Annotated in this window: 20 protein-coding genes; 9 read left to right on the top strand and 11 right to left on the bottom strand. The window is 72.4% G+C overall.

Annotated elements, in window-relative coordinates:
- Nucleotides 1-122 precede the first annotated feature (122 nt).
- A complete protein-coding gene (locus LP52_RS08920; RefSeq protein WP_040272333.1) occupies nt 123-827 on the top strand; it encodes a YdcF family protein in 705 nt (234 codons plus the stop codon).
- Nucleotides 828-832: 5 nt separating this feature from the next.
- On the opposite strand, the gene def is transcribed toward LP52_RS08920, so the two are convergent.
- Both def and LP52_RS08910 read right to left on the bottom strand, forming a co-directional pair.
- Entirely contained in the window at nt 833-1,513 is a 681-nt protein-coding gene (def, locus tag LP52_RS08915; protein WP_040272332.1) for a peptide deformylase, read from the bottom strand.
- A gap of 150 nt (nt 1,514-1,663) precedes the next feature.
- Nucleotides 1,664-2,107: an SMI1/KNR4 family protein gene (locus LP52_RS08910; protein WP_040272431.1), complete on the bottom strand. Its 444-nt coding sequence runs from the start codon at nt 2,105-2,107 to the stop codon at nt 1,664-1,666.
- A 438-nt stretch (nt 2,108-2,545) separates the two neighbouring features.
- Between LP52_RS08910 and LP52_RS08905 the strand changes: the two genes are divergently transcribed.
- The 3 genes from LP52_RS08905 (at nt 2,546) to LP52_RS08895 (ending at nt 5,639) form a co-directional block, all read left to right on the top strand.
- Nucleotides 2,546-3,514 carry a hypothetical protein gene (locus LP52_RS08905; protein ID WP_157036275.1) on the top strand — a complete coding sequence of 323 codons (969 nt, stop codon included), beginning with the start codon at nt 2,546-2,548 and terminating at the stop codon, nt 3,512-3,514.
- 103 nt (nt 3,515-3,617) lie between these two features.
- Nucleotides 3,618-4,928, top strand: coding sequence for a sensor histidine kinase (locus tag LP52_RS08900; protein ID WP_052809621.1), 1,311 nt, complete (start codon nt 3,618-3,620; stop codon nt 4,926-4,928).
- A 66-nt stretch (nt 4,929-4,994) separates the two neighbouring features.
- The gene (locus tag LP52_RS08895; RefSeq protein WP_040272330.1) at nt 4,995-5,639 is read left to right on the top strand and encodes a response regulator; all 645 of its coding nucleotides are present in this window, start codon (nt 4,995-4,997) and stop codon (nt 5,637-5,639) included.
- 6 nt (nt 5,640-5,645) lie between these two features.
- On the opposite strand, the gene LP52_RS08890 is transcribed toward LP52_RS08895, so the two are convergent.
- The 4 genes from LP52_RS08890 to LP52_RS08875 form a co-directional block, all read right to left on the bottom strand.
- Nucleotides 5,646-7,517 (bottom strand): AMP-binding protein, encoded by a 1,872-nt coding sequence (locus LP52_RS08890; RefSeq protein ID WP_040272329.1) that lies wholly within the window; start codon nt 7,515-7,517, stop codon nt 5,646-5,648.
- Between the two features lie 210 nt (nt 7,518-7,727).
- Complete coding sequence (locus LP52_RS08885; protein ID WP_394298194.1) at nt 7,728-8,975, bottom strand: multidrug effflux MFS transporter; 1,248 nt, start codon at nt 8,973-8,975, stop codon at nt 7,728-7,730.
- Between the two features lie 353 nt (nt 8,976-9,328).
- Entirely contained in the window at nt 9,329-9,736 is a 408-nt protein-coding gene (locus tag LP52_RS08880) for a DUF3037 domain-containing protein (protein WP_040272327.1), read from the bottom strand.
- The gene (locus LP52_RS08875) at nt 9,733-10,488 is read right to left on the bottom strand and encodes a HipA family kinase (protein ID WP_193789967.1); all 756 of its coding nucleotides are present in this window, start codon (nt 10,486-10,488) and stop codon (nt 9,733-9,735) included. The genes LP52_RS08880 and LP52_RS08875 overlap by 4 nt, the downstream gene beginning before the upstream one ends.
- A gap of 42 nt (nt 10,489-10,530) precedes the next feature.
- Between LP52_RS08875 and LP52_RS08870 the strand changes: the two genes are divergently transcribed.
- From LP52_RS08870 to LP52_RS08850, 5 genes are all read left to right on the top strand, one after another.
- A complete protein-coding gene (locus tag LP52_RS08870) occupies nt 10,531-11,301 on the top strand; it encodes a nucleotidyltransferase domain-containing protein (protein WP_040272324.1) in 771 nt (256 codons plus the stop codon).
- A gap of 257 nt (nt 11,302-11,558) precedes the next feature.
- Nucleotides 11,559-12,506, top strand: a complete 948-nt coding sequence (locus LP52_RS08865) for a DUF5996 family protein (protein WP_040272323.1) — start codon at nt 11,559-11,561, stop codon at nt 12,504-12,506.
- 429 nt (nt 12,507-12,935) lie between these two features.
- Nucleotides 12,936-13,790 (top strand): ErmE/ErmH/ErmO/ErmR family 23S rRNA (adenine(2058)-N(6))-methyltransferase, encoded by an 855-nt coding sequence (gene erm, locus LP52_RS08860; protein ID WP_040272322.1) that lies wholly within the window; start codon nt 12,936-12,938, stop codon nt 13,788-13,790.
- A 396-nt stretch (nt 13,791-14,186) separates the two neighbouring features.
- Nucleotides 14,187-17,288 (top strand): DEAD/DEAH box helicase, encoded by a 3,102-nt coding sequence (locus tag LP52_RS08855; RefSeq protein ID WP_238580797.1) that lies wholly within the window; start codon nt 14,187-14,189, stop codon nt 17,286-17,288.
- Between the two features lie 65 nt (nt 17,289-17,353).
- Nucleotides 17,354-18,112, top strand: coding sequence for an SWIM zinc finger family protein (locus tag LP52_RS08850; protein WP_169775357.1), 759 nt, complete (start codon nt 17,354-17,356; stop codon nt 18,110-18,112).
- A gap of 12 nt (nt 18,113-18,124) precedes the next feature.
- Here LP52_RS08850 and LP52_RS08845 read toward each other — a convergent pair whose 3' ends face one another.
- The 5 genes from LP52_RS08845 to LP52_RS08825 form a co-directional block, all read right to left on the bottom strand.
- Complete coding sequence (locus LP52_RS08845; protein WP_157036273.1) at nt 18,125-18,535, bottom strand: ACT domain-containing protein; 411 nt, start codon at nt 18,533-18,535, stop codon at nt 18,125-18,127.
- Nucleotides 18,536-18,576: 41 nt separating this feature from the next.
- Nucleotides 18,577-19,125, bottom strand: a complete 549-nt coding sequence (locus LP52_RS08840) for a GNAT family N-acetyltransferase (protein WP_040272320.1) — start codon at nt 19,123-19,125, stop codon at nt 18,577-18,579.
- 155 nt (nt 19,126-19,280) lie between these two features.
- Nucleotides 19,281-19,484, bottom strand: a complete 204-nt coding sequence (locus LP52_RS08835) for a cold-shock protein (RefSeq protein ID WP_040272319.1) — start codon at nt 19,482-19,484, stop codon at nt 19,281-19,283.
- 319 nt (nt 19,485-19,803) lie between these two features.
- Nucleotides 19,804-20,250: a DoxX family protein gene (locus LP52_RS08830; protein ID WP_052809619.1), complete on the bottom strand. Its 447-nt coding sequence runs from the start codon at nt 20,248-20,250 to the stop codon at nt 19,804-19,806.
- Nucleotides 20,251-20,357: 107 nt separating this feature from the next.
- Nucleotides 20,358-21,386, bottom strand: coding sequence for a sigma-70 family RNA polymerase sigma factor (locus LP52_RS08825; protein ID WP_040272317.1), 1,029 nt, complete (start codon nt 21,384-21,386; stop codon nt 20,358-20,360).
- Nucleotides 21,387-21,617: the final 231 nt, after the last annotated feature.

Genomic DNA, 21,617 nt, shown 5'->3' with positions numbered 1-21,617 from the left:
GCGCCGCTCCCCCACCGCCCCTCCAGCGGCCCCCTGCCCCACCACACACCCCACCCCGCCCACCACGCAGCTCCCAGCGCGCACCCGCCCGGCCGCAGCACCGGACGTGCTCATCTAAGGTGATGCGCGTGAGAGAGGTCGACGACTCCACCCACGCACTGGCCCACGTCCTGTGGGACTTCCACACCCGCCCGGCCGCACCGCCCGCGCCCGGCAACGACCTCGTGCTCGTACTGGGCAGCCACGACCTGCGCGTGGCCGCCCACGCCGCCCACCTGTGGCGCCACGGCACCGCCCCGCTGCTGTGCTTCAGCGGCGACCGCGGCCGCCGCACCGCCGGCGACGGCACCGCCGCCCGCTGGCCCGACAGCGAAGCCGCCACCTTCGCCCGCCACGCCCGCGAAAACGCCCCCCTGCCCCCCGACGCCGTGCTCCTGGAAACACGCGCCACCAACACCGGCGAGAACTTCCGCCACTCACGCGCGCTGCTGGCCGACCACGGCCGCACCGTCACCCGCGCCGTGGTCACCGCCAAGCCCTACATGGCCCAGCGCGCCCTGGCCACCGCCGCCCTGCACTGGCCCGGCGTCCAATGGAGCTTCAGCTGCTTCGGCGGCGGCTACCGCGGCTACCCCACACCCGAGCACACCGCCGCCGAACTCATCGACTTCCTCGTGGGCGACCTGCAGCGGCTGGCCGTCTACGCCCGCCGCGCCTGGAGCGCCCCCGTACACATCCCCGAGCAGGCCTGGCAGGCCGGCGAAAGCCTGCGCCGGCGCGGCTTCACCCGCCACCTGATCGAGGACCAACCGCTGCGCCCCGCCTGAGCCCCTCAGGCCCCGGCGCCACCGCCCAGCCGCTCGGCGTTGTCGCGGCGCCGCTGCAGCACCTCACCGCGCATGTCCTCCATGCGCCGCAACACCTTGCGCCGCGTGCGCTTGGGCAACCGGTCGATGTAGACACGCCCCAGCGTGTGGTCGGTCTCGTGCTGCAGGCACCGCGCGAAATAGCCGCTGCCGGCGATCTCGACCCCGCGGCCCTCCCGATCGCACCCGCGCACCAGCGCATGCTCGGGCCGCGCCAGCTCCGCATGGGGCCCCGGCACCGACAGGCACCCCTCGTCCTCCACCGCCAGCAGCTCCGAGCCCTCGCGCTCATCCAGCACCGGGTTGCACACATGCCCCACATGGCGCACCCCGTCGTCATCGGGGCAGTCATAGACGAACACCGCCAGATCCACCCCGATCTGGTTGGCCGCCAACCCCACGCCCTCGGCCGCATACATCGTCACGAACATGTCGTCGATCAGCGACGCCAACCGCGCCCCGCCCAACTCCGACTCCTGCACCCGCCGGCACGGCCGGTGCAGCACCTCGGCGCCCACCTCGGTGATCTCATGGACACGGCCCCGGCGCGCCTCCGGCGCCAACTCGGGATAGGACTCCACCGGCGCGCCCTGCAGGCGCACCTGCGCCCAGGCACCGTCGCGCTGCGTGGCCGAGGACTCAGACATCGCTGGACTCGCTCTTTCGTTAGCGGGGCGGACACACGCGCCCCACAGACCGGGGCGACGCACGCAAAATAGCACAAAGCCGCAGGTCAGACCGACCACACCACCACCGCGGCCCCACCACCGCCAACAGCCCAGCTCAGCGGGCACGCCTCAGCGCCACCAGCCCCCGCCCTCGCCCAGACACCGCACCAGATAATCCCGCAGCGACACCGCCACCAACCGCCGCCGATCCGTCTCGTGATCCCACACCACGATCCCCGGCCCGTAGTCGGTGTGCACCCAGGCGAACTGCGGCCCCATGTCACTGTCGCCGAAAAAGATCAACTCCTCGAAGGGCGCATACAACTCCACATAATCCGGCTCGGCCCGCATCGCCAGGTTGTCCTCCACCACCCGGCGCACAGGCCACACCACCGCATCGCCGTACTCGTTGCACACCCCGTCGCACTCACCGAAAAACGACGCCAGCTCGAACGGCACCGGCAGCCCCAACTCCTTCTCGATCAGGGCCACCGCCGCCTCATCCGCCGGCTCGGCCAGCTCCGCCCGCGGGTACAGCTCTACGATCAGTTCACGCCACACACCCAGAATCATCACAGGTTGCGCCATTGCACGGGAAACCGGAGCCCGCGCGTCCCCCGAATCCACCCCACATCGCCCCGGGAATACCACCCCGCCCCCACCCGTTGACCCCACCGCGGACCGGTGCGGTAGCAAGTGTCCCCCGGGCTCCACTCAACGCCTTCGCGGAATACGCGCACCCGGCGCCCCGCGCCGGAGGCGGACACGGAACCGCGTTGCGCCACGCGCCGAGAGGCGACCGCCGCACCGGCCCGCACCGACCAGCGCCCTGGGCGCGGCCCACCACCGGCCGCCCCAGGGCGCTTTCTTCATGCCCCGCGCCCGCAACCACCGCAGGCGCCCCACCCCAGGGCAGACACGCCCGACCCGCCCCGGGTGCGTGCCACACCACCCCATCCCAGGGCTCAATGGGTCCAAAGGCCATGACCCCGCACCACCAGGAGCAAGACCGTGCCCACACCCACCGCCCGCATCGCCTGCACCCTCACCGCCACAGCCACCGCCCTGACCCTGGCCGCACCACCCGCCGCAGCCGCCCAACCCGCCTACCCCGGCCACACCACCAGCCGCTACATCACCGCCCAGAACACCCCCGCAGACACCACCCGCGCCCGCGAAGCCGGCTGCGCCGACGCCACCACCGGAAACCACGGCCTGCGCATCCTCTTCCTCGGCACCCAAGAACACCCCGACCAACTACGCCACCCCGGCACCACCGCCCAAACCACAACACCCCGCATCCCCGCCGACGCCACTGTCGACATCGCCGCCGCCTACGCCGCCGGCTTCCACAGCTGCAACACCCACGGCGCCACCGCCCACCTCGCCCTGGGCGTCAACAACAAAGACGACGGCGGCACCGACCCCGCCACCGCCGGCGCCGCCTGGGCCGACATCATCGACACCGCCGCACGCCGCGCCGGCGACCCCGACATCACCGTCACCGGCGCCATCGACGCCGAACCCTCCTGGTCCTCACCCGCCTGGGCCCGCGCCTGGATCGACGCCTACACCGACACCACCGACCGGCGCCTCTACGCCGCCAACTCCGCCGGCGGCTGCCCCACCCCCGGCCAGAACTCCACCACCTGCAACAACGGCTGGACCGTCGCCGACGTGCACCACCTCGCCACCGGCGCCGCCCCCACCGTGTACGCAATGCCCCAGATCTACCGCACCGACGGCATCCAAGCCCGCCAATGGGCCAACATCAGCGCCTGGGGCGCCCACCACCGCAACCAACCCCTGCGCGCCGCCGGCGCCCTGTCCCAACACACCGCCTGCACCCAGCGCGGCGGCTGCCAACGCACCGACAACACCCCCCGCCAAGCCTGGACCCAACTGCGCGACGCACTCAACGCCCGCGACGCCACCCGCGTGACCCGCCTGCCCTACGCCAGCGACATGCGCTGGCCCTAACCCCCCGCCCCGAAAGGGGACACCGCACCACCGACCCCGCCGCCCGGCCACCGCCACAATGGAAAGGACCCGCACCACACCCCAGCCCCGCCGAGGACCCGCCATGGCCCGACCCCACTACCGGCACCACACCCGCCCCACCCAACTGGTGTGGTGCCTGCTGCTGATCACCCACGCCGCAGCCGGGATCCTGCTACTGGCCCTGAGCCTCATCGCCACCGCACTCTCCGCCATCTGGGTCGGCCTGCCCCTCCTGGCCACCCTCACCCGCCTCCTGCGCGGACACGCCCACACCCACCGCCGCATGCTCGGCCACCACCTCGCCGACGGCCCCGTCCCCCCACCCCCCTACCGCCGCCTCACCGACACCCGCCTGAGCACCCAAGTCACCACCCTGCTCACCGACCCCGCCACCCGCCGCGACTACATCTGGCTCGCCGCCAACAGCACCGCCGGCCTCATCCTCGCCGCCCTGCCCCTCGTCCTGCTCACCCACGGCCTTCTCGCCCTGGCCCACACCTACACCTGGCGCTACGCCCCCTCCTTCTACGCCCTCCAACCCGTCACCACCCAAGCCGACGCCTGGCCCTCACTCATCACCGGCGCCCTGCTCCTCACCCTCGCCTACATCGCCACCCCCGCCGCCCTGCACACCTACATCCGCCTCAACCGCCGCCTGCTCGCCCCCACCGAACACGACCGCCTCACCGCCCGCGTCGCCCACCTGGCCACCTCCCGCGCCCACACCATCGACGCCCAAGCCTCCGAGGTCCGCCGCATCGAACGCGACCTCCACGACGGCGCCCAAGCCCGCCTCGTCGCCCTGGGCATGAGCCTGGGCCTCGCCGAAGAAACCCTCACCCGCGACCCCGCAACCGCCCACCGCCTACTCACCGAAGCCCGCGAAACCACCCGCCAAGCCCTCACCGAACTACGCGACCTCGTCCGCGGCATCCACCCGCCCGTCCTGGTCGAACGCGGCCTCGACGGCGCCCTGCGCGCCCTGGCCCTCACCCACCACACCCCCGTCGACGTCGACATCGACCTACCCGGCCGACCCCCCGGCCCCGTCGAATCCGCCGCCTACTTCGCCGTCGCCGAACTCCTCACCAACACCGCCAAACACGCCCACGCCACCCGAGCCTGGGTCCACATCAACCACGGCCGCGACCGCATGGTCCTCACCGTCGGCGACGACGGACACGGCGGCCTCGACCCCGACTCCGGCACCGGCCTCACCGGCATCCGCCGACGCCTGGCCGCCTTCGACGGCCACATGCACACCACCAGCCCACCCGGCGGACCCACCGTCATCACCATGGAACTGCCCTGCGCCCTGGCCCCCGAGCCCCAAGACCCGCCCCACCCGCCCACCGACCGGCCCCGCGCACACCCCTCCACCGCACAGCCCTGACCACAGCCCCACCGCTGTAGCATTCCGCCTACGCCCCCACCGCCCACACCCACCCGAAGGACCCCCGTGCGCGTCGTCATCGCCGAAGACCTCGCCCTGCTCCGCGACGGACTCATCCGCCTGCTGCAGGCCCACGAATGCGACGTCGTCGCCGCCGTCGACAACGGACCCGACCTGCACAAGGCCCTCACCCACCACCGCCCCGACATCACCGTCGTCGACGTGCGCCTACCCCCCACCTTCACCGACGAAGGCCTCCAAGCCGCCATCAGCGCCCGCCACACCCTGCCCGGCCTGCCCATCCTCGTGCTCTCCCAGCACGTCGAACAGCTCTACGCCCGCGAACTGCTCTCCGACGACCGCGGCGCCGTCGGCTACCTCCTCAAAGACCGCGTCTTCGACGTCAGCCAGTTCATCGACGCCATCCACCGCGTCGCCTCCGGCGGAACCGCCATGGACCCCGCCGTCATCTCCCAACTACTGGCCAAACACACCGACGCCAGCCCCCTGGCCCAACTCACCACCCGCGAACGCGAAGTCCTCGCCGAAATGGCCGAAGGCCGCTCCAACTCCGCCATCGCCACCCGCCTCTACGTCACCGAAAAAGCAGTCAGCAAGCACATCAACAGCATCTTCACCAAACTCGACCTGCCGCCCTCCACCGACGACAGCCGCCGCGTCCGCGCCGTCCTGGCCTACCTCAACCAATAACCCCGCTCACTCCCCCCGCGGAGCCTCCCGGCTGCGATACAACCCCTCGATCTCCTCGGCGAACGCCCGCAGCACCGCATCACGCCGCAGACTCCCATCCGCCAACACCAACCCCCCGGCCGCCGTGAACTCCTCGGCCAACACATGAAAAGCCCGCACCGCCCACTCCCCCGGCACCGCCTGATTGGCAGCCACCACCGCCGAACGGACCTCCGCCCCCAAATCCGGATCCGCCGCCAACTCCGCCCGCGTCATCGACAACGGCCGATTGTTCACCAACCGCCAATACTCCGCCTGATCCGCCGCCAACGTCACCAGCGCACTCGCATACGGCCGCCCCTGCCAGATCAGCACCGCCTGCGACACCAGCGGATGCGCACACGCCCGCTGCTCCCACACCGCCGGATACTCCGGCTCCGCCGCCGGCACCGCCGGCGCCCGCACCACAGCACGCGCCCGATCCGGCTCATGCGAGGACTGCGTCCGCAACCGCGGCCCCACCCGCACGAACCCCGCCTCGTCCAAGCCGCCGGCCACCCCCGAAGCCAACCAGCCCTCCCACACCGCAGAGCGCCCCGCCGCCTCATCACCCCAATACCCCGAGAACAGCAGCGGCCCCCGCACACACAGCTCCTCCTCACCCGAGGGCTGCAACGACACCCCCGCAAGCGCACGACCCACCGTGCCCGCACGCCGCTGCTCCGGCGACCCCACCGCCGCCACACCACACGACTCCGGCACACCCCACGCCTGCACCAACGGCACACCCGCACCGTTGAAGAAACCGTCCAATTCCCCCGACAACCCGCCGCCGGCACACACCACCAGCCGCACCTGCCCGCCCAGCGCCTCACGCACCCGGCCGTAAACCCAGTCGTACATCGCCCGCGACATCCGCCGCCACGCACCCTTGCGCTGCGCCCGGTCGAACTCCACAGCCATCTCCATGGCCACCTTGAAGGAGTCCACCTGGTCCCAGCCGTTGCGCGGAGCCGACGACCGCACCGCCGCGAACACCCGCTCCACCAACCACCGACGGCACACCAACACCCGCGGCGCGAACTCCCGCATCTCCCGCCGCAACCGCGGCCCCCGCGACACGAACCCCAACGGCGCACGCACCAGCCCACACGCCACCAGACCCGCCAACGCCCCCGGCTCCCACAGGCCCAGCTCCATCAGCACACGGCCCGGCCCCTCATCACCGCGCCGACGCCCCTCCTGCTCCGGCGACAACCGCTCCACCAGCGCCTCGGCCGCCGCCAGCACCGCCGCGTGCGTCAACACCACACCCCGCGTGCGCACCGCAGTGCTCACCGGATACACCACCGCCGCCACATCCTGCGGCGACTGGTCCTCACGCCGGAACCGCACCGCCGTGGAATCCATATAGGCACCCGGACGCGCGATCCCCTCCAGACCGCTCTCGTCCAGCCGCCACACCCGCACCAGGTCCGTCAGCTGACGCCCCAGCGCCCCCACCGCCGACGCGTGCCGCCCGTCCTCCAGCACCACCGCCGCCGGATCACTGTCACGCAACACATAGGTCAGCCGCTCCGACGAAGCCGCCGGCGGCACACACACCACAACGGCCCGCACCACCCAGGCCGCCAAAACCACCAGCGCGCACTCCATACCAGGACGCGCGACCACCACCACACGGTCGCCCGCCCCCACACCCACACCGATCAGGCCCTTGGCCACCCCCGCGATCTGCGAAGAGAACTCCCGCGACGACAACGCCCGCCACGCGCCGGCCTCATCGTCGCGCGCCAACAGCACCTCGTCGCGCGCCGCACCCTCACCCCAGTGGTAGGGAACATCGCCCAAACCGCGAAGCCGCGACTGCCCGACCGCACCAACCGACGACCCCGCCATCAAAAACCTCTCCTCACAGCCGGTGGGGGAACCGGCGAGACCACCCCGTGCGCGCCCTCACGCGAGTGGCCCTACTGTGCACGCAACCCTCACCTCCCGGCAACCCGGGAAACCCCCATTCACCACCGCAATCAGCGACGATGCGCCGCGCACACGAAGCGGCCCCGGCCGATTACCGACCGGGGCCGCCCATCACCGCCTCATCCCACCTCAGGACCCCGAACGCACCGGCGAACGCGCCCGCCACCACGCCGAGAACACGAACACCACACCCGAAGCAAGACCAACCGAACCCATCACCACGGCCATGCTCGCCAAACTCGCCTCACCCGAAGCCGTCCAGCCCGCCATCGACGACAGACCCCCGCCCAGCGCGAACTGCAACGACCCCATCAACGCCGAGGCCGTCCCCGCCACCGCAGGCACCTGCGACGAGATCGCCAGCGTCGTCGCGTTGGGCATCACGAACCCCAAACTCAGCATCATCGAGAAGAAGACGCACGTCAGCGCCACCAGCGACCCCGGGCCCGACAACCCGCCAAGCGCCAACGCACCCAGCACCCCCACAGCGCACAGCGCCGACAACAGCCCGCCGGCCAACCGCCGCGACGTCTCCACGCGGCCGATCAGATACGCATTCACCTGCGTGCCGATCATCAACCCCGCCGTGTTCACCGCGAACATCAGCGCGAACATCTGCTCCGAGGCCCCGAACTGGCTCTGCGACACGAACGAGAACGACGACACATAGGTGAACAGCATCGCAAAGGCCAACCCCAGCGTCAGCGTCGGACCGATGAACCGCACGTCGCGCACCAGAGACCACACCGTCCGCGCCAGCGACGCCACCCGGAACGGGCGCCGCACCGACCGCGGCAGCGTCTCCGGCAGCCACAGCGACACCACGGTCAGGCTCACCAGCGCCAGCAACCCCAGCGCCACGAAACTCAACTGCCAGGGACCCACCCGCAGCAACTGCGCACCCATCACCGGCGCCAGCAGCGGAGCCAGCCCCGTCACCAGCATCAGCCGCGAGAAGAACCGCGCCGCCTCATCGCCCTCGAAGACATCGCGCACCACCGCACGCGCGATCACCGCACCCGAGGCCCCCGCGATCCCCTGCACGAACCGCAGCCCTGCCAGCGCCGACGCCGAGGGCACCAGCACGCACGCGAACGAGGCCAGCGCGAACACCGCGAAACCCACCAGCAGCGGCCCCCGCCGCCCCAGCGCGTCACTCAGCGGACCGATCACCAGCTGACCCAGCGACAGCCCCAGCATCATCGCCGTCAGCGTCAGCTGGATCTGCGCCTGCTGTGCGTCCAGATCAGCCGCGATCTCGGGAAACGCCGGCAGATACAGGTCCGTCGCCAGCGGGCCCACCCCTGTCAGGGTGCCCAGCACCAACACCAGCAGGACGAACGACCGCCGCGGCACGCTCCCCGACTCCGAACGCAGCCATCCCGCCGACACGGGCTCCGCGGATAACCGGCTCTGCGACACTGAACGACCCTCCACACATCATCCGACGATCCGACGAGTATCGGCGGCATGCCTCGGCCACGCCCCACCATCGACAGCCAACGCCGCACCCGCCCCGACTCATCCTCCTGCGCCGCCCCCGAACCGAACCGGGCACGTGAACCCACGCACGACTTCCCTTAGTTACGCTAACGAAAAACGCGCCGGCACGCATCCGAATTCGCCACCGAATACCCCACACCTGCACAGACACCGGCGACCGCACACCCTGCTACACCGCCGCCCCCTCCCGCCGACCGCGGCCCCGACCGCCGACGCCATGAGCGGCCTCACAGCACCAGCCGTTCCACCAACCGCTCCAACTCACCCGCCGGATCCCGCGTCAACCCCGTGTGGATCGCCCCCGGCTGCACGATCGTGCTCCGCGGCGCCGTCAGCCACCGGAACCGCCGCCCCGCATCCTCATCACGCGCCGGACCGGCACCGGCGCCACCCCGGCACACCAGCTCCACCGCCTCAAGAGCCCGACCCACACCGCAGACGTCCACGTCCGGATCCAGCACCCGCAACCGCGCCTCGTCCACTACACACCGCGCACCCAGAAACCCCCGCGCACGGCAGTACACGATCACCCCCGCGTTGACCTGCTCACCGCGCTCCAACCGCGGCACCACCCGCATCAGCGCATACTCGAAGACCTCGCGCTCCCCAGCCGCACCCGGCTCCCCGCGGCTCATCGCGGCACCTCCGGCAGCCACACGCGATCGCCCACCCGCGCCAGCAGATGCGCCGCATAGGCCTCGCGCACCTCCTCCGCCGACGCGAATCCCGGCTCGTCCTCCAACCAGTCGTCCGGAACCGCACCCACGACCTCACGCACCAACCCCTCGGTGACCAGCGGCGCCAACGCCGCGTCCGCAGCCGCCACATCGGGCCCCACCGGCACCATCACGTGGTCGCCGGCGTCATAGGCCCGCGACGCCGCCCGCTTCGCACTCCCCCAGTTGTGATGGAAGATCAGCGAAGCGCCGTGATCGATGAGATACGGGTTCCGGTGCCACACCAGCATGTTCGGATTGCGCCACGTCCGATCGACATTGCCGATCAACGCGTCGAACCACAGCACCCGGCCCGCGAACACCGGATCCACCTCGAACACCAGCGGGTCCAAGCCCAACGCCCCCGGCAGGAAATCGATCCCCAGATTCAACCCGCCGCTGGCCTTCAGCAACTCCTGCACCTCGGCATCGGGCTCACTGCGCCCGATCACCGCGTCGACCCGCACCAGTGTCAGCACCGGCACCGGAAGCCCCAGCGCACGAGCCAGCTCGCCCGCGATCACCTCGGCCACCAGCGTCTTGCGCCCCTGTCCCGCGCCGACGAACTTGACCACGTACATCCCGCAGTCGTCGGCCTCCACCAGCCCCGGCAGTGAACCGCCCTCACGAAGCGGAAGCACATACCGCGTCGCCGCAATCTCCTCAAGCACCCCGACAGCATACGAGCGCCCCACCGCGATAGCGTTTCCCCTATGCGGCTCAGCGACACCGAATTCAGTGAGCACGTCTCCCAGACCCTGGCCCGGCTCAACGGCGTCACCGCCGTCTCGCTCGGCGGTTCCCGTGCCACAGGCACCAACCACGCCGGCAGCGACTGGGACTTCGCCATCTACTACCGCCACCGCTTCGACCCCGACAACCTGCGCGCCCTCGGCTGGCCGGGCGACGTCTCCGAGATCGGCGGCTGGGGCGGCGGCGTCTTCAACGGCGGAGCCTGGCTGGAGATCGACGGCCGCCACGTCGACGTCCACTACCGCGACCTCGACGACGTCGACTTCCGCATCGCCGAGGCCCGCAAGGGCCGCTTCGACGTCGAGATGCTGCCCTTCCACCGCGCCGGCATCCCCACCTACCTCGTCGTCGCCGAACTCGCCCTCAACGAAGCCCTGCAGGGCGAACTCCCGCGCCCCGAGTTCCCCGAGGAGCTGCGCCGCAAAGCCCCTGACCGCTGGTGGACGCAAGCCAAGTTCGAGCTCGCCTACGGTCGCGGCGCCTACGCCGAACGGGGCAACCTCACCGGCACCGCCGGTGCGATCGCGACAGCGGCCACCCAGGCCGCCCACGCGATCATGGCCGCCCGCGCCACCTGGGTCACCAATGAGAAGCGCCTGCTCGAAGTCGCGGGCCTGCGCCACATCGACGACGTGCTCACCGGACTCGATACCGAGCCGGCCACGCTGATGGCGGCCGTCGACGCCGCCAACCAGGCCCTCGACAAGGCCGTCACCGCGGCCGGAGGCTGAGACCGCGGCGGGCATCGCCTGTTCTCTCGCGCTGAGAGCGGCTACGCCTGAACCGCTCAGTGGTTCGTGCGGCGTAGCCGCTCCTTTGTGTTTCGGAGTGTGTTCGGTAGAACACATAGCCACCTTTACAACGTAGATTTCTACGGTGGTATGGAAGCGGTGGTGACCCTGCGCCGTGGAGGGGTAGTAAACGCAGGTGAGCGTCGTCCGGCCGCGCCATCGGCCGGATCGCGAAGACGGCGACACCGGGAGCCCGGATGCCCCAGAGCAGCAGCGCGACGTCCGCCCCGGCCTGGCCGGCGCTGGAGGTCGATGAGTGGACCCCGACCCGCGACACCCTGCACATGTGGTGCCAGATCATCGGCAAGGTGCGGCTCGCTCTCGCGCCGATGGTCAACCACTGGTGGCAGGTACCGCTCTACGTCTCGCCCCGCGGCCTGACCACCTCGCCCCTCCCCTACGAAGGCGGCCTCTTCGACGCCGAGTTCGACTTCTGGGACCACCGGCTGCACATGCGCACCAGCACCGGCCGCACCGGCGGGGTGGCGCTTGAGGCCAAACCGGTGGCCGCGTTCTACACCGAGGCCACCGACGCCCTGCGCGACCTGGGGATCGAGGCCGGCATCAGGCCGGTACCCGTCGAGGTCGAGCGGGCCGTTCCCTTCGCTGAGGACACCGAGCACGCCTCCTACGACCCCGACCACGCCTACCGGTTCTGGCAGCAGCTCGTGGCCGCCCACGGCGTGTTCAGCCGCTTCCGCTCCCGCTTCATCGGCAAGAGCAGCGCGGTGCACTTCTTCTGGGGCGCGATGGACCTGGCGTTGACCCGCTTCTCGGGCCGCACCGCGCCCACCCACCCCGGCGGCGCTCCCAACTGCGGCGACTGGGTGATGGTCGAGGCCTACTCCCACGAACTGTCCAGTTGCGGCTTCTGGCCCGGCGGCTCCCGTGAGGGAAGCTTCTACTGCTACGCCTACCCCGAGCCGGCCGGGTTCGCCGAGCACCCCGTCGGCCCGCCGGGCGCCTACTACGACGCCGGGCTGGGCGAGTTCCTGCTGCCCTACGACCAGGTGCGGCGAGCGCCCGATCCCGAGGCGGCGCTGATGGAGTTCCTGCAGAGCGCCTACGAGGCCGACGCGGTCAACGGCGGCTGGGACCGGCAGGCCCTCGAAGGCGATCCCGATCAGCCGGCGAGCCGCCCGTAGGCGACCGTCGACTCCCGCTGGCGCGCTGGAGAGCACTGGATGGAAAACCTGTTGCGCAGGCTCGGCGCCCGCCCATAGCCTCACAGGCGCTATGGGAGCCGTAAACGCGATCTTCGACGGCAGGTGCACGGCCCGGTGGGCCGCGGCACTGCTCGTGCGCCGTCCCCGCCGGTCCGTCCCCGGACCGGTGGACTCACACGCTCGGCTGAGCTGAGCGTCCGCCCGCCAGGCGCCGCGCACACCGCGCCGCGCCGGCGCCCGTGCGCCCTCGCGCACGGCCTCCCGGTCCGGGGCCCGTCTTCGCCCTTCATCCATCCGGACGGGCGGCCCCGAAGCTCCACGCACCGCGTATCACCGTGTTCAGCCGTGCCGGGAGGGCGCCGCCCGTCCCGTCCGCCGGCTCCGCAGCCGGCTGGATCGGACCGGCCCATGGCACGCGAATCCCGCTCCCCGCATACCGGCGCGAACACGCGCGGGCGCCGCGGCGAGAACCCCTCCCCCGTCTCCGCGCGGCAGCGCCGCCGCACCTACGCGCAGAACTTTCTGGCCGACACCGCCACCGCCCGGCGGGTGGTGCGCGCCGGCGGTGTGGGCGCCGGCGACGAGGTCGTCGAGGTCGGCGAGGTCGGCGCCGGAGACGGCATGCTCACCCGCTTCCTGGCACCCGCCTGCGGAAGCCTCACGGCCTATGAGATCGACCCGCACCTGGCGGCCCGGCTGCGCTCACGCTTCGGCCCGGCGGTGCGTGTCGTGCGCGCCGACTTCCGCGAAGCACCCGCACCGCCCCGGCCCTTCCACGTCGTGGGCAACATCCCCTACTCGGCCACCGCCGGCATCGTGCGCTGGTGCCTGGAGGCGCCGCGGCTGGTCTCGGCCACCCTGGTCACCCAGCTTGAGTACGCACGCAAGCGCACCGGCGGATTCGGCCGGTGGAGCAGGCTGGCGGTGCGCACCTGGCCGCAGTTCGACTGGCGCATGGCCGGCCGGGTGCCGCGCGAGCGCTTCACGCCGGTCCCCCGCGTGGACTCGGCGATCCTGCGCCTGGTGCACCGGGACCGGCCGCTTGTGCCCGACACCGAGCTCGCCGCCTACCGCGCGCTGGTGGACCTGGGCTTCTCGGGGGTCGGCGGCAGTCTGCGGGCCTCGCTGCGCCGCGGCCACGCCGGCCGGCGGGTGGACGCGGCGCTGGCGGCAGCCGGCGTAGGGCGAACGGAGGTGGTCGCCCGCGTCTCCCCCGACCAGTGGATCATGCTGCATGTCCGCCTCAACGGGCACTCTCGCTGAAGGGCTCGGGTGGGTGCCGGTCGGTCGCCGTTTTCGCGGTGTGACCGGCATCCACACCTTAAGTCGTAGAGGATGAACCACCGCTTCCTTTACAACGTAGATCTCAAATGGTCGCGGTGTGACGTGCCGACAGGCTCCTGTCGTCCTCTTTCGGCCGAAGCGGTGCGCCGCGGCACGGCCTCAAGCCAGGGCGTAGGCGGCCGGTACCGCCCGCGGCGCGATAACGGATGCACGGACGGCACGCGCGCTCGTACTCCCCGGCGGTCGCAACGGGCGCGTGCGTGCGCCGGGCCGCACCCCCGAGCACGCGACGGTTCCGGTACGCACCGGGCCACCCGGAACCGTCGCCGCCGGGCGATAACGTCTGCGGTGGCGAGACGCGTAAGGAGGGCGGGTGTGCTGAAACTGCACGGCTGGTGGCGCCCTGCGGCTCCCGGGCACGGCGGCGGGGCCGTGCTGTGGGCCGAGCAGGAGCCCCTCCCCTCCCCTGCCGCCGACCCCGCGCCCGGTTCGACGCCGCCCGCCCATCCCTTCGCCGCCCCGGCCGAGCGGCTGCGCGCCGCCGTGTCCGCACTCGCCGGCACCGATTCCGCCCGCGACTGCGGCGCAGCGGAGGCGTCGCTCCAGCTGCCCTCGGTCGGCTCCCGCCCCCTGGCCTCCCCTGCCCCGGGCGCGGAGCCGGCTTCGCCCCCCGGCGGTGCCGCGCAGGCCGAGTCCGCGGTCTGGGGCACCTGGCAGGTGCCCTGCCTGGAGGTGCCCGCCGCACACGCGCCCGCGCTGCTAGGGGCGCTGCACCGCGCCGAGCCCTGCACCCGCGATCCGGACACGCGGATCGGCCCCGATCTCGCCCACCTGGCAGCCGTCGACTCCTTCGCCGCCCGCCTGGTGGACGCCGGCCACCTGCTGCCGCGCCTCCTGGGCGACCCGCCGCAGGCGCGGTGGCGCCCGGTCCTCACCGTCGCGGGCGGTGAACACTTCGCCGCGCTGGTATCGGCCCTGCCGCCGGCCGCCGCGGCGCACGGCGCGGAACCGCCGAGCACAGCCCTCTACCGCACCCTGGCCGACCTGCTCGATGCGCGCGCACGTGCCCGGCTGGCAGCCCAGACGCCCCCGGCCCGCGGCGGCCACCCGCTGACGGCCGCGCTCGTGGGCCCCGACGCCCGCCTGCGGCTCGGCACGGGCGACGACGACAGCGGCGGTGCCACCGCCGAGGGCGGCATCGCCGCACGCCTGTATGCCTGGCACACGGCCGCCCAGCGCGAGGCCGGCGGAGCCCGGCTGGTCTTCCGCCTGGTCGAACCCGACCCCGAGGACCGTGAAGCGGCGGGCGGCGAGCAGTGGCGTGTGGAGTTCTGGGTGCAGTCGGGTGCCGACCCCAGCCTGCAGGTCGCGCTGTCGGCGCTGTGGCTGGGCGACGGCGCCGACCGCCTGCCCGCCGGCGTGGAGTCGGCGATCCTCGAAGACCTCGCCCGGGCCGCACGCCACTACCCCGCCCTGCGCGACGTCCTAGCCGAGCCCGCTCCCTCGGCGCTGACACTGACGACCGGCCGCGCGCACGCCTTCATCCGCGAGGCCGCACCGCGGCTCAGCGCCGCGGGCTTCGCCGTGGTACTGCCCGAGTGGTCGGGCCGCCGGTCGCTGGAGCTGCAGCTGACGACCCGCGAGCGCCCCGGCGGTGGCGGCATCGGCGCCGACGACCTGCTCGACTTCTCCCTGCGGGCCGCCTGCGGCGGCGAGCACGTCGACCTGGACGAGCTGGCCGAACTGGCCCGGCTCAAGCAGCCGCTGGTGCGGCTGCGCGGGCGCTGGATCGAGGTCGACCCCGGCCATGTGCGTACCGCGCTGGCCTATCTGCGCCGCCGCGGAAGCGGCACCATGCGCCGCGAGGACGCGCTGCGCATGGTCCTCTCCCCCACCGGCCCCGCCCCGCTTCCGGTGACCGGCGTCGACGCCGACGGCGCCCTGGGCGCGCTCTTCGGCGGCGACGCCGAGTCGCGTATGGCACCCCTGGAGGCGCCCGAGGGGTTCACCGGCAAGCTGCGCCCCTACCAGAGCCGCGGCGCCGCCTGGCTGCGCTTCCTGGGCGAGTTGGGGCTGGGGGCGGTGCTGGCCGACGACATGGGGCTGGGCAAGACGGTGCAGCTGCTGGCGCTGCTGGCCGACGAGCGCCGCGCCGGCGCTGCCCCACGCCCCGGCCCCACACTGCTCGTCTGCCCGGTGTCGCTGGTGGGCAACTGGCAGCGCGAGGCCGCCGGGTTCGCTCCCGGTCTGGACGTGCACGTCCACCACGGTCCGGCCCGGTTGCACGGCAACGCGCTGGCCAAGGCCGCCGGCGGCGCGGATCTCGTCCTGACGACCTACGGAATGGTGCTGCGCGACGCCGACGAGCTCGCCGCGATGCCCTGGCACCGGGTGGTCTGCGACGAGGCCCAGGCTCTGAAGAACGCCGGGACCCGCCAGGCGCAGGCGGTGCGGCGCCTGGCGGCGCGGTCCCGCATCGCGCTGACCGGAACTCCGGTCGAGAACAATCTGGACGAACTGTGGTCGGTGATGGAGTTCGCCAACCCCGGGCTGCTCGGCTCCCAGCAGGCCTTTCGCACCGGCATCGCCGCGCGCGTGGAACGGGCGGCCGCGGAGGGCGCGCCGGCGGCGGAGGCCGGCGACGACAGTGCGGCGCAGCTGCGGCGCATCACCGGGCCGTTCATCCTGCGCCGGCTCAAGACCGACACGGCGATCATCTCCGACCTGCCCGACAAGCAGGAGAGCCGTGCCTGGTGCACGCTTACCCCCGAGCAGGCCAGTCTCTACCGGGCGGCCGTGGACGACATGGCCGAACGGCTGAAGGGCACCGAGGGCATCCAGCGCAAGGGCGTCGTGTTGGCGGCGATGGCCCGCCTCAAGCAGATCTGCAACCATCCCGCGCAGTTCCTCGGCGACGGCTCGCCGCTGGCGGGGCGCTCGGGAAAGCTGGAAAGGCTGCAGGAACTGCTGGAGCACGTGGTGGCGGCGGGCGACAAGGCGCTGTGCTTCACCCAGTACACGGCGCTGGGCCGCCGCCTGGCCCCCTACCTCGCCCAGCACCTCGGGCGTGAGGTGCTGTGGCTGCACGGAGGCACCCCGCGCGCCCAGCGCGAGGAGATGACGCACCGCTTCCAGACGAGCCCCGAGCCCATGGTGCTGCTGCTGTCGCTGAAGGCGGCGGGAACCGGGCTGAACCTCACCGCCGCCAACCACGTACTGCACATCGACCGGTGGTGGAATCCGGCGGTGGAGGACCAGGCCACCGACCGCGCGTTCCGCATCGGGCAGCGCCGCGACGTGCAGGTCCGCAAGCTGATCTGCGTCGGCACGCTGGAGGAGCGCATCGACGAGATGATCGAGGGCAAGCGGCGGCTGGCCGCCAGCGCGGTGGGCGCCGGCGAGGACTGGTTGGGCGACCTCTCCACCGACCGGCTGCGCGAGGTCGTGCGCCTGGCGCCCGAGGCGGTGTCGCCGTGACGGGGGCGGGCGCGGCACCGGGGGCGCGGCCGCACGCCGGGTGGGTCGCGCAGCGGCTGCGGGATGTGCTGGAACGCGACGGCGACACCGCCCGCGTCCGCCGCGGCCGTGTCTATGCCGACCAGGGCGCCGTGTCGCGGGTGAAGGTGGAGCCGGGAGAGGCCACCGCGCGGGTGGAGGGCTCGCGCTCGGGGGCCTACCGGGTCAGCGTCATCACGCCGGTACCGGGCGGTGAGGAGTGGGCGACGCTCGTCCGCGCGCTGGGCTCCCAGCCGGTGTTCCGCGCGGCGCTGCTGGCGGGCGGTTTCCCGCCGGAGCTGGAGCGGGTGTTCGAGGTCGTGGGGCTGCGGCTGCTGCCCGGCGGTCTCGGCGATCTGGTGCTGAGCTGCTCGTGTCCGGACTGGGGGCACCCGTGCAAGCACGCGGCGGCGGCGCTGTACGTACTGGCCGAAGCGCTGGCGTCGGATCCGCTGCTGCTGGTGGAGTGGCTGGGCAGGCCGCGCGGGGAGCTTCTGGCCGACCTGCGGCGCCGTGCTCGGACTCCGGCGGCGCCCGCCGACCCGGCGGCTGCGCTGGCCGAGCCCCCGGCCCCCGGCGTCGCCGAGCCCGATCCGCCGGACGATGCCGCCGGCTTCTGGCGCGCGCCGCGGCTGCCGGCTCCGCCCCGGCTGGACGGCGCTCCCCCGGCGGTGGCGATCACCGAGCCGCCGGATGCCGGCGGGGAGTACGCGGCTGAGGCTCCGCAGGAGGGGCTGGCCGAGCTGCTCGCGCCGCTGTACCAGCGCCTGATCGGCCCACAGCAGCCGGAGCCGCCACAGGAGTGAGCGGTCGGCGCCTCAGTCGGCGGCCGCACCGGCGTCTGCGGAGAGCCGGCGCAGCAGCGCCACGGCCCGCTCCCCCTCCCCGGCGGAGACGAACAGGTGGTCGTGGTGGTACCCGGCGACGACGTTGCACGCCAGGCCCGCCTCGGCCAGGGCGGCCGACACCGCCGCGGTGAGCCCCACCGCCTCCAGCGCCGAGTGCACCCGCAGTGTGATCCAGGCGGCGGTGAAGCCGGACTCCAACCCGGCGGCCTCAGCCTGTTCGCGGGTGCAGACCACGGTCAGGCCCTCGTCCTCGGCGACCGTGACCGCCGGCCTCAGGCCCTCGGGCACCGCGTCGGTGCGGGCGAAGACGTAGGTGCCGGGCCGCAGCCGGGGCTCCAGGCCGGCGAGCATGCGGCCCAGGTCGTGTTCGGGGGCGGGCACGGGGCCTCCTTCGTGCGGGGGTCCCGCCGGTGTGGTGCGCCTCAGCGCGTCTGCACGGCGGTGTCGGAAGGGCGCATCCGAAAGACCTGCAGGCGCAGGTTGTAGTACTTCTCGGTCTCACCGACCCATTCCATCCCCAGGCGGCGCGCGGTGGCGATGGCGCGGGTGTTCCTGGGCCGGGCCACCGCGAACAGCTCCTCGATGCCCTCCTCGAAGGCCCAGCCGACGATGGCGCTGCTCGCCTCGGTGGCGTATCCGTTGCCCCAGGCGTCGGGACGGAGCTGCCAGTTCAGCTCGAAATCCTCCTCGAAAGGAGGCAGCAGGCGCAGCGACAGCCCGCCGATCAGGTCGCCGTCGCGCCGGTCCACGACCGCCCAGCGCCCGGCGGGCGGCGCGAAGTTGGGCTGGGCCTCAACCCAGGCGTGCAGCACCGCGCGCATCGCCTCGACGTCGCGGACGGTGCGCATCTCCGGCGTCAGCCAGCGCGCGACTTCCTCGGCGCCGTAGATCCGCAGGGCGGCCTCGGCGTCGTCGGGCGTCCAGTCCCGGATGGTCAACCGCTCGGTGTGCAGCTCAAGGGGCGAGGTCATATCGGGCATGCTAACCAATACGACCCCATCGCGGCGGTGCGCCGCGCCACGTCGCCCGGCGGAGCCGGCCGTGGGGGGCAGGAGGCGCGCATACAGAAAACGGGGCCCACCGGTGATCCGGTGGGCCCCGCCCGCGTGCTATGCGACCAGGGGTCTTAGACGCCCTGGACGTTCTCGGCCTGCGGACCCTTGGGGCTCTGCGTGACGTCGAACTCGACGCGCTGGTTCTCCTCAAGGTTGCGGAAGCCGGAGCCCGCGATGTTGCTGTAGTGGACGAACACGTCCGGGCCGCCAGCGTCCTGCTGGATGAAGCCGAAGCCCTTTTCGCTGTTGAACCACTTCACAGTTCCCTGTGCCATGACTGATCTCTCCATTCCCGAGATCGATTCAGACCCGCACTCTGCGGTGTCTGCGGGTGCCGCGAACCTTTCTCTGGAATGAAAAATGCCCGCCGGTCAAAAACTCCGCTGGGCGATCGTACGTGGATCATGCGAAATCAAGACTGCTGCAACCCTGCATCCATAGTAGCACCGGTCATGGCTGTGTGCGGTGTGTCGTGTGTCACGCAGGAGGCGGCGCCGGCCGGGCCGACGTGATCGGCCCGGCCGGCAGCGCCCGCCTGTGCGTCTCCCCTGCGCACAGCCGTTCCGGCACCGGTCCGGCCGACGGGCGGGCGGTTCAGCCGCGCCGCACCCGCGCCAGCCGAGCGAGGTCGCCCAGACTGCGGCGCCTCCCCCAGGCGATCGCTGCGGCGATGGCGCCGAGGATCACCGGGGTGGCCAGGTTCTCGCCGCCGAGGAAGGCGGCCTGGACGACGAAGGCGCCGATCATCAGTCCCACGAAGCACACCCCGGCCAGCCCGGCCAGAATCGGCACCATCAGCGCGATCCCTCCGGCGAGTTCGAGGACACCGATGGTGTACATCAGCCCCGGGCCCGCCCCCATGCGTTCGAAGATCTCGACGGCATGGGGGGAGGCGGTGAGTTTGGGCAGGGCGCTGGCGACGACGAAGAACAGGCCGGTGAGGACCTGCAGGACCCACAGCGCGATGTGGACGGCGCGGCGCGGACGGGCGGATCCGGTGGCGGGCCGGGCGCCTGCGGAGGTGCTGACGGGCTCGGACATGTGCGGTCTCCTGACTGTGTGCGGCACTACCGGGGTAGACCGGCCCGGCCCGCCCGATTCATCGCCTGCCGCAGTCCGGCCGTGCCGCCCGGCGCCGGCCGCGGTCCTCAGGCGCTCCGCGGCCCCGGGTCGGTAGGCAGCCCGAACAGCGGGAACATCCGCTCGGTGTCGAGGTAGTTGGTGACGCCGACGATGCTGTCGCCCACGGTCTCGATGACCTGCAGGGACCAGGGCTCGAAAGCACCGCCGGGACCGCTGGGGCGGTACTGGCCGAAGGCGGCGGTGCCGTTGGCGACGACGGGCACCAGCTTGGATCCGCGGCATCCGTGGCCGGGGCCGGTCATCCAGGCGGCGATCGCCTCGGTCCCCTGGAGCCACAGCGCGTAGGGCGGCATGGACATCGCGGCGTCCTCGCGGAGCAGCGAGGCGAGCGCCTCCATGTCGTAGTTCTCGAATGCCTCGACATAGCGGTCCAGCAGGTCGCGCTGGACGCTGTCGTCGGGCCGCAGCGGGTCGGTGGCCCGGGTGTCGCCCGCCGCGGCCATGGTGGCGCGGGCGCGCTGCAGGGCGCTGTTGACCGAGGCGACGGTGGTGTCGAGCAGGTCGGCGACCTCCTGGGCGTGCCAGGCCAGCACCTCGCGCAGGATCAGCACCGCCCGCTGGCGAGGGGCGAGGTGCTGCAGAGCGGCGACGAAGGCCAGCCGCACGGTGTCGCGCAACGCGGCCTGCTCGGCGGGGTCGTCGAGAGCGGGCAGGGCCCGGGCGTCGGGGAAGGGCTCGACCCAGGCGCTGTCGGCGTAGGCGGGCCCAAGCACGGCGTCGGTGCCCTGGGCCGGACCCATGTCCACGGGCCGGGCGCGCCGCGAACGGCCGTTGAGGGCGTCCAGGCAGGTGTTGGTGGCGATGCGGTACAGCCACGACCGCAGCGAGGAGCGCCCCTCGAAGCGGTCGATGCTGCGCCACGCACGCACCATGGCCTCCTGGACGGCGTCCTCGGCCTCGAAGGCCGAACCCAGCATCCGATAGCAGTACCCCGTGAGTTCGGGGCGGTAGGCCTCCAGCCGCTGCTCGATGTCGCCCGTCGCGGCGGCGTCCGCGGAGGCGGATTCCTGAGGTCTGGCGGCGAGATCGCTCATGGGAGTCTCCTCTGTGAGACCGAGACGCGACCACCGCTTGCGCCCGGGCGCCGCGCGGTGTCTGCGCTGGTGATATCGACAATCCTTACGCTAGCGACCCCCTATGACAAGACTCTGCGGCAACGGTCTGCGCCCCTTTCGCACGACGCCCGCTCCGATCGCCGCGGGTCCTTCCTCCCCCGCGGCGCCGACGCCGTTGTAAGGGCGTCTGGCTGCGGTTGAGAGTGACTC

Source organism: Streptomonospora alba (assembly GCF_000826685.1).
GTDB lineage: Bacteria > Actinomycetota > Actinomycetes > Streptosporangiales > Streptosporangiaceae > Streptomonospora > Streptomonospora alba.
This window is presented reverse-complemented; position numbering and strand designations above follow the sequence as displayed.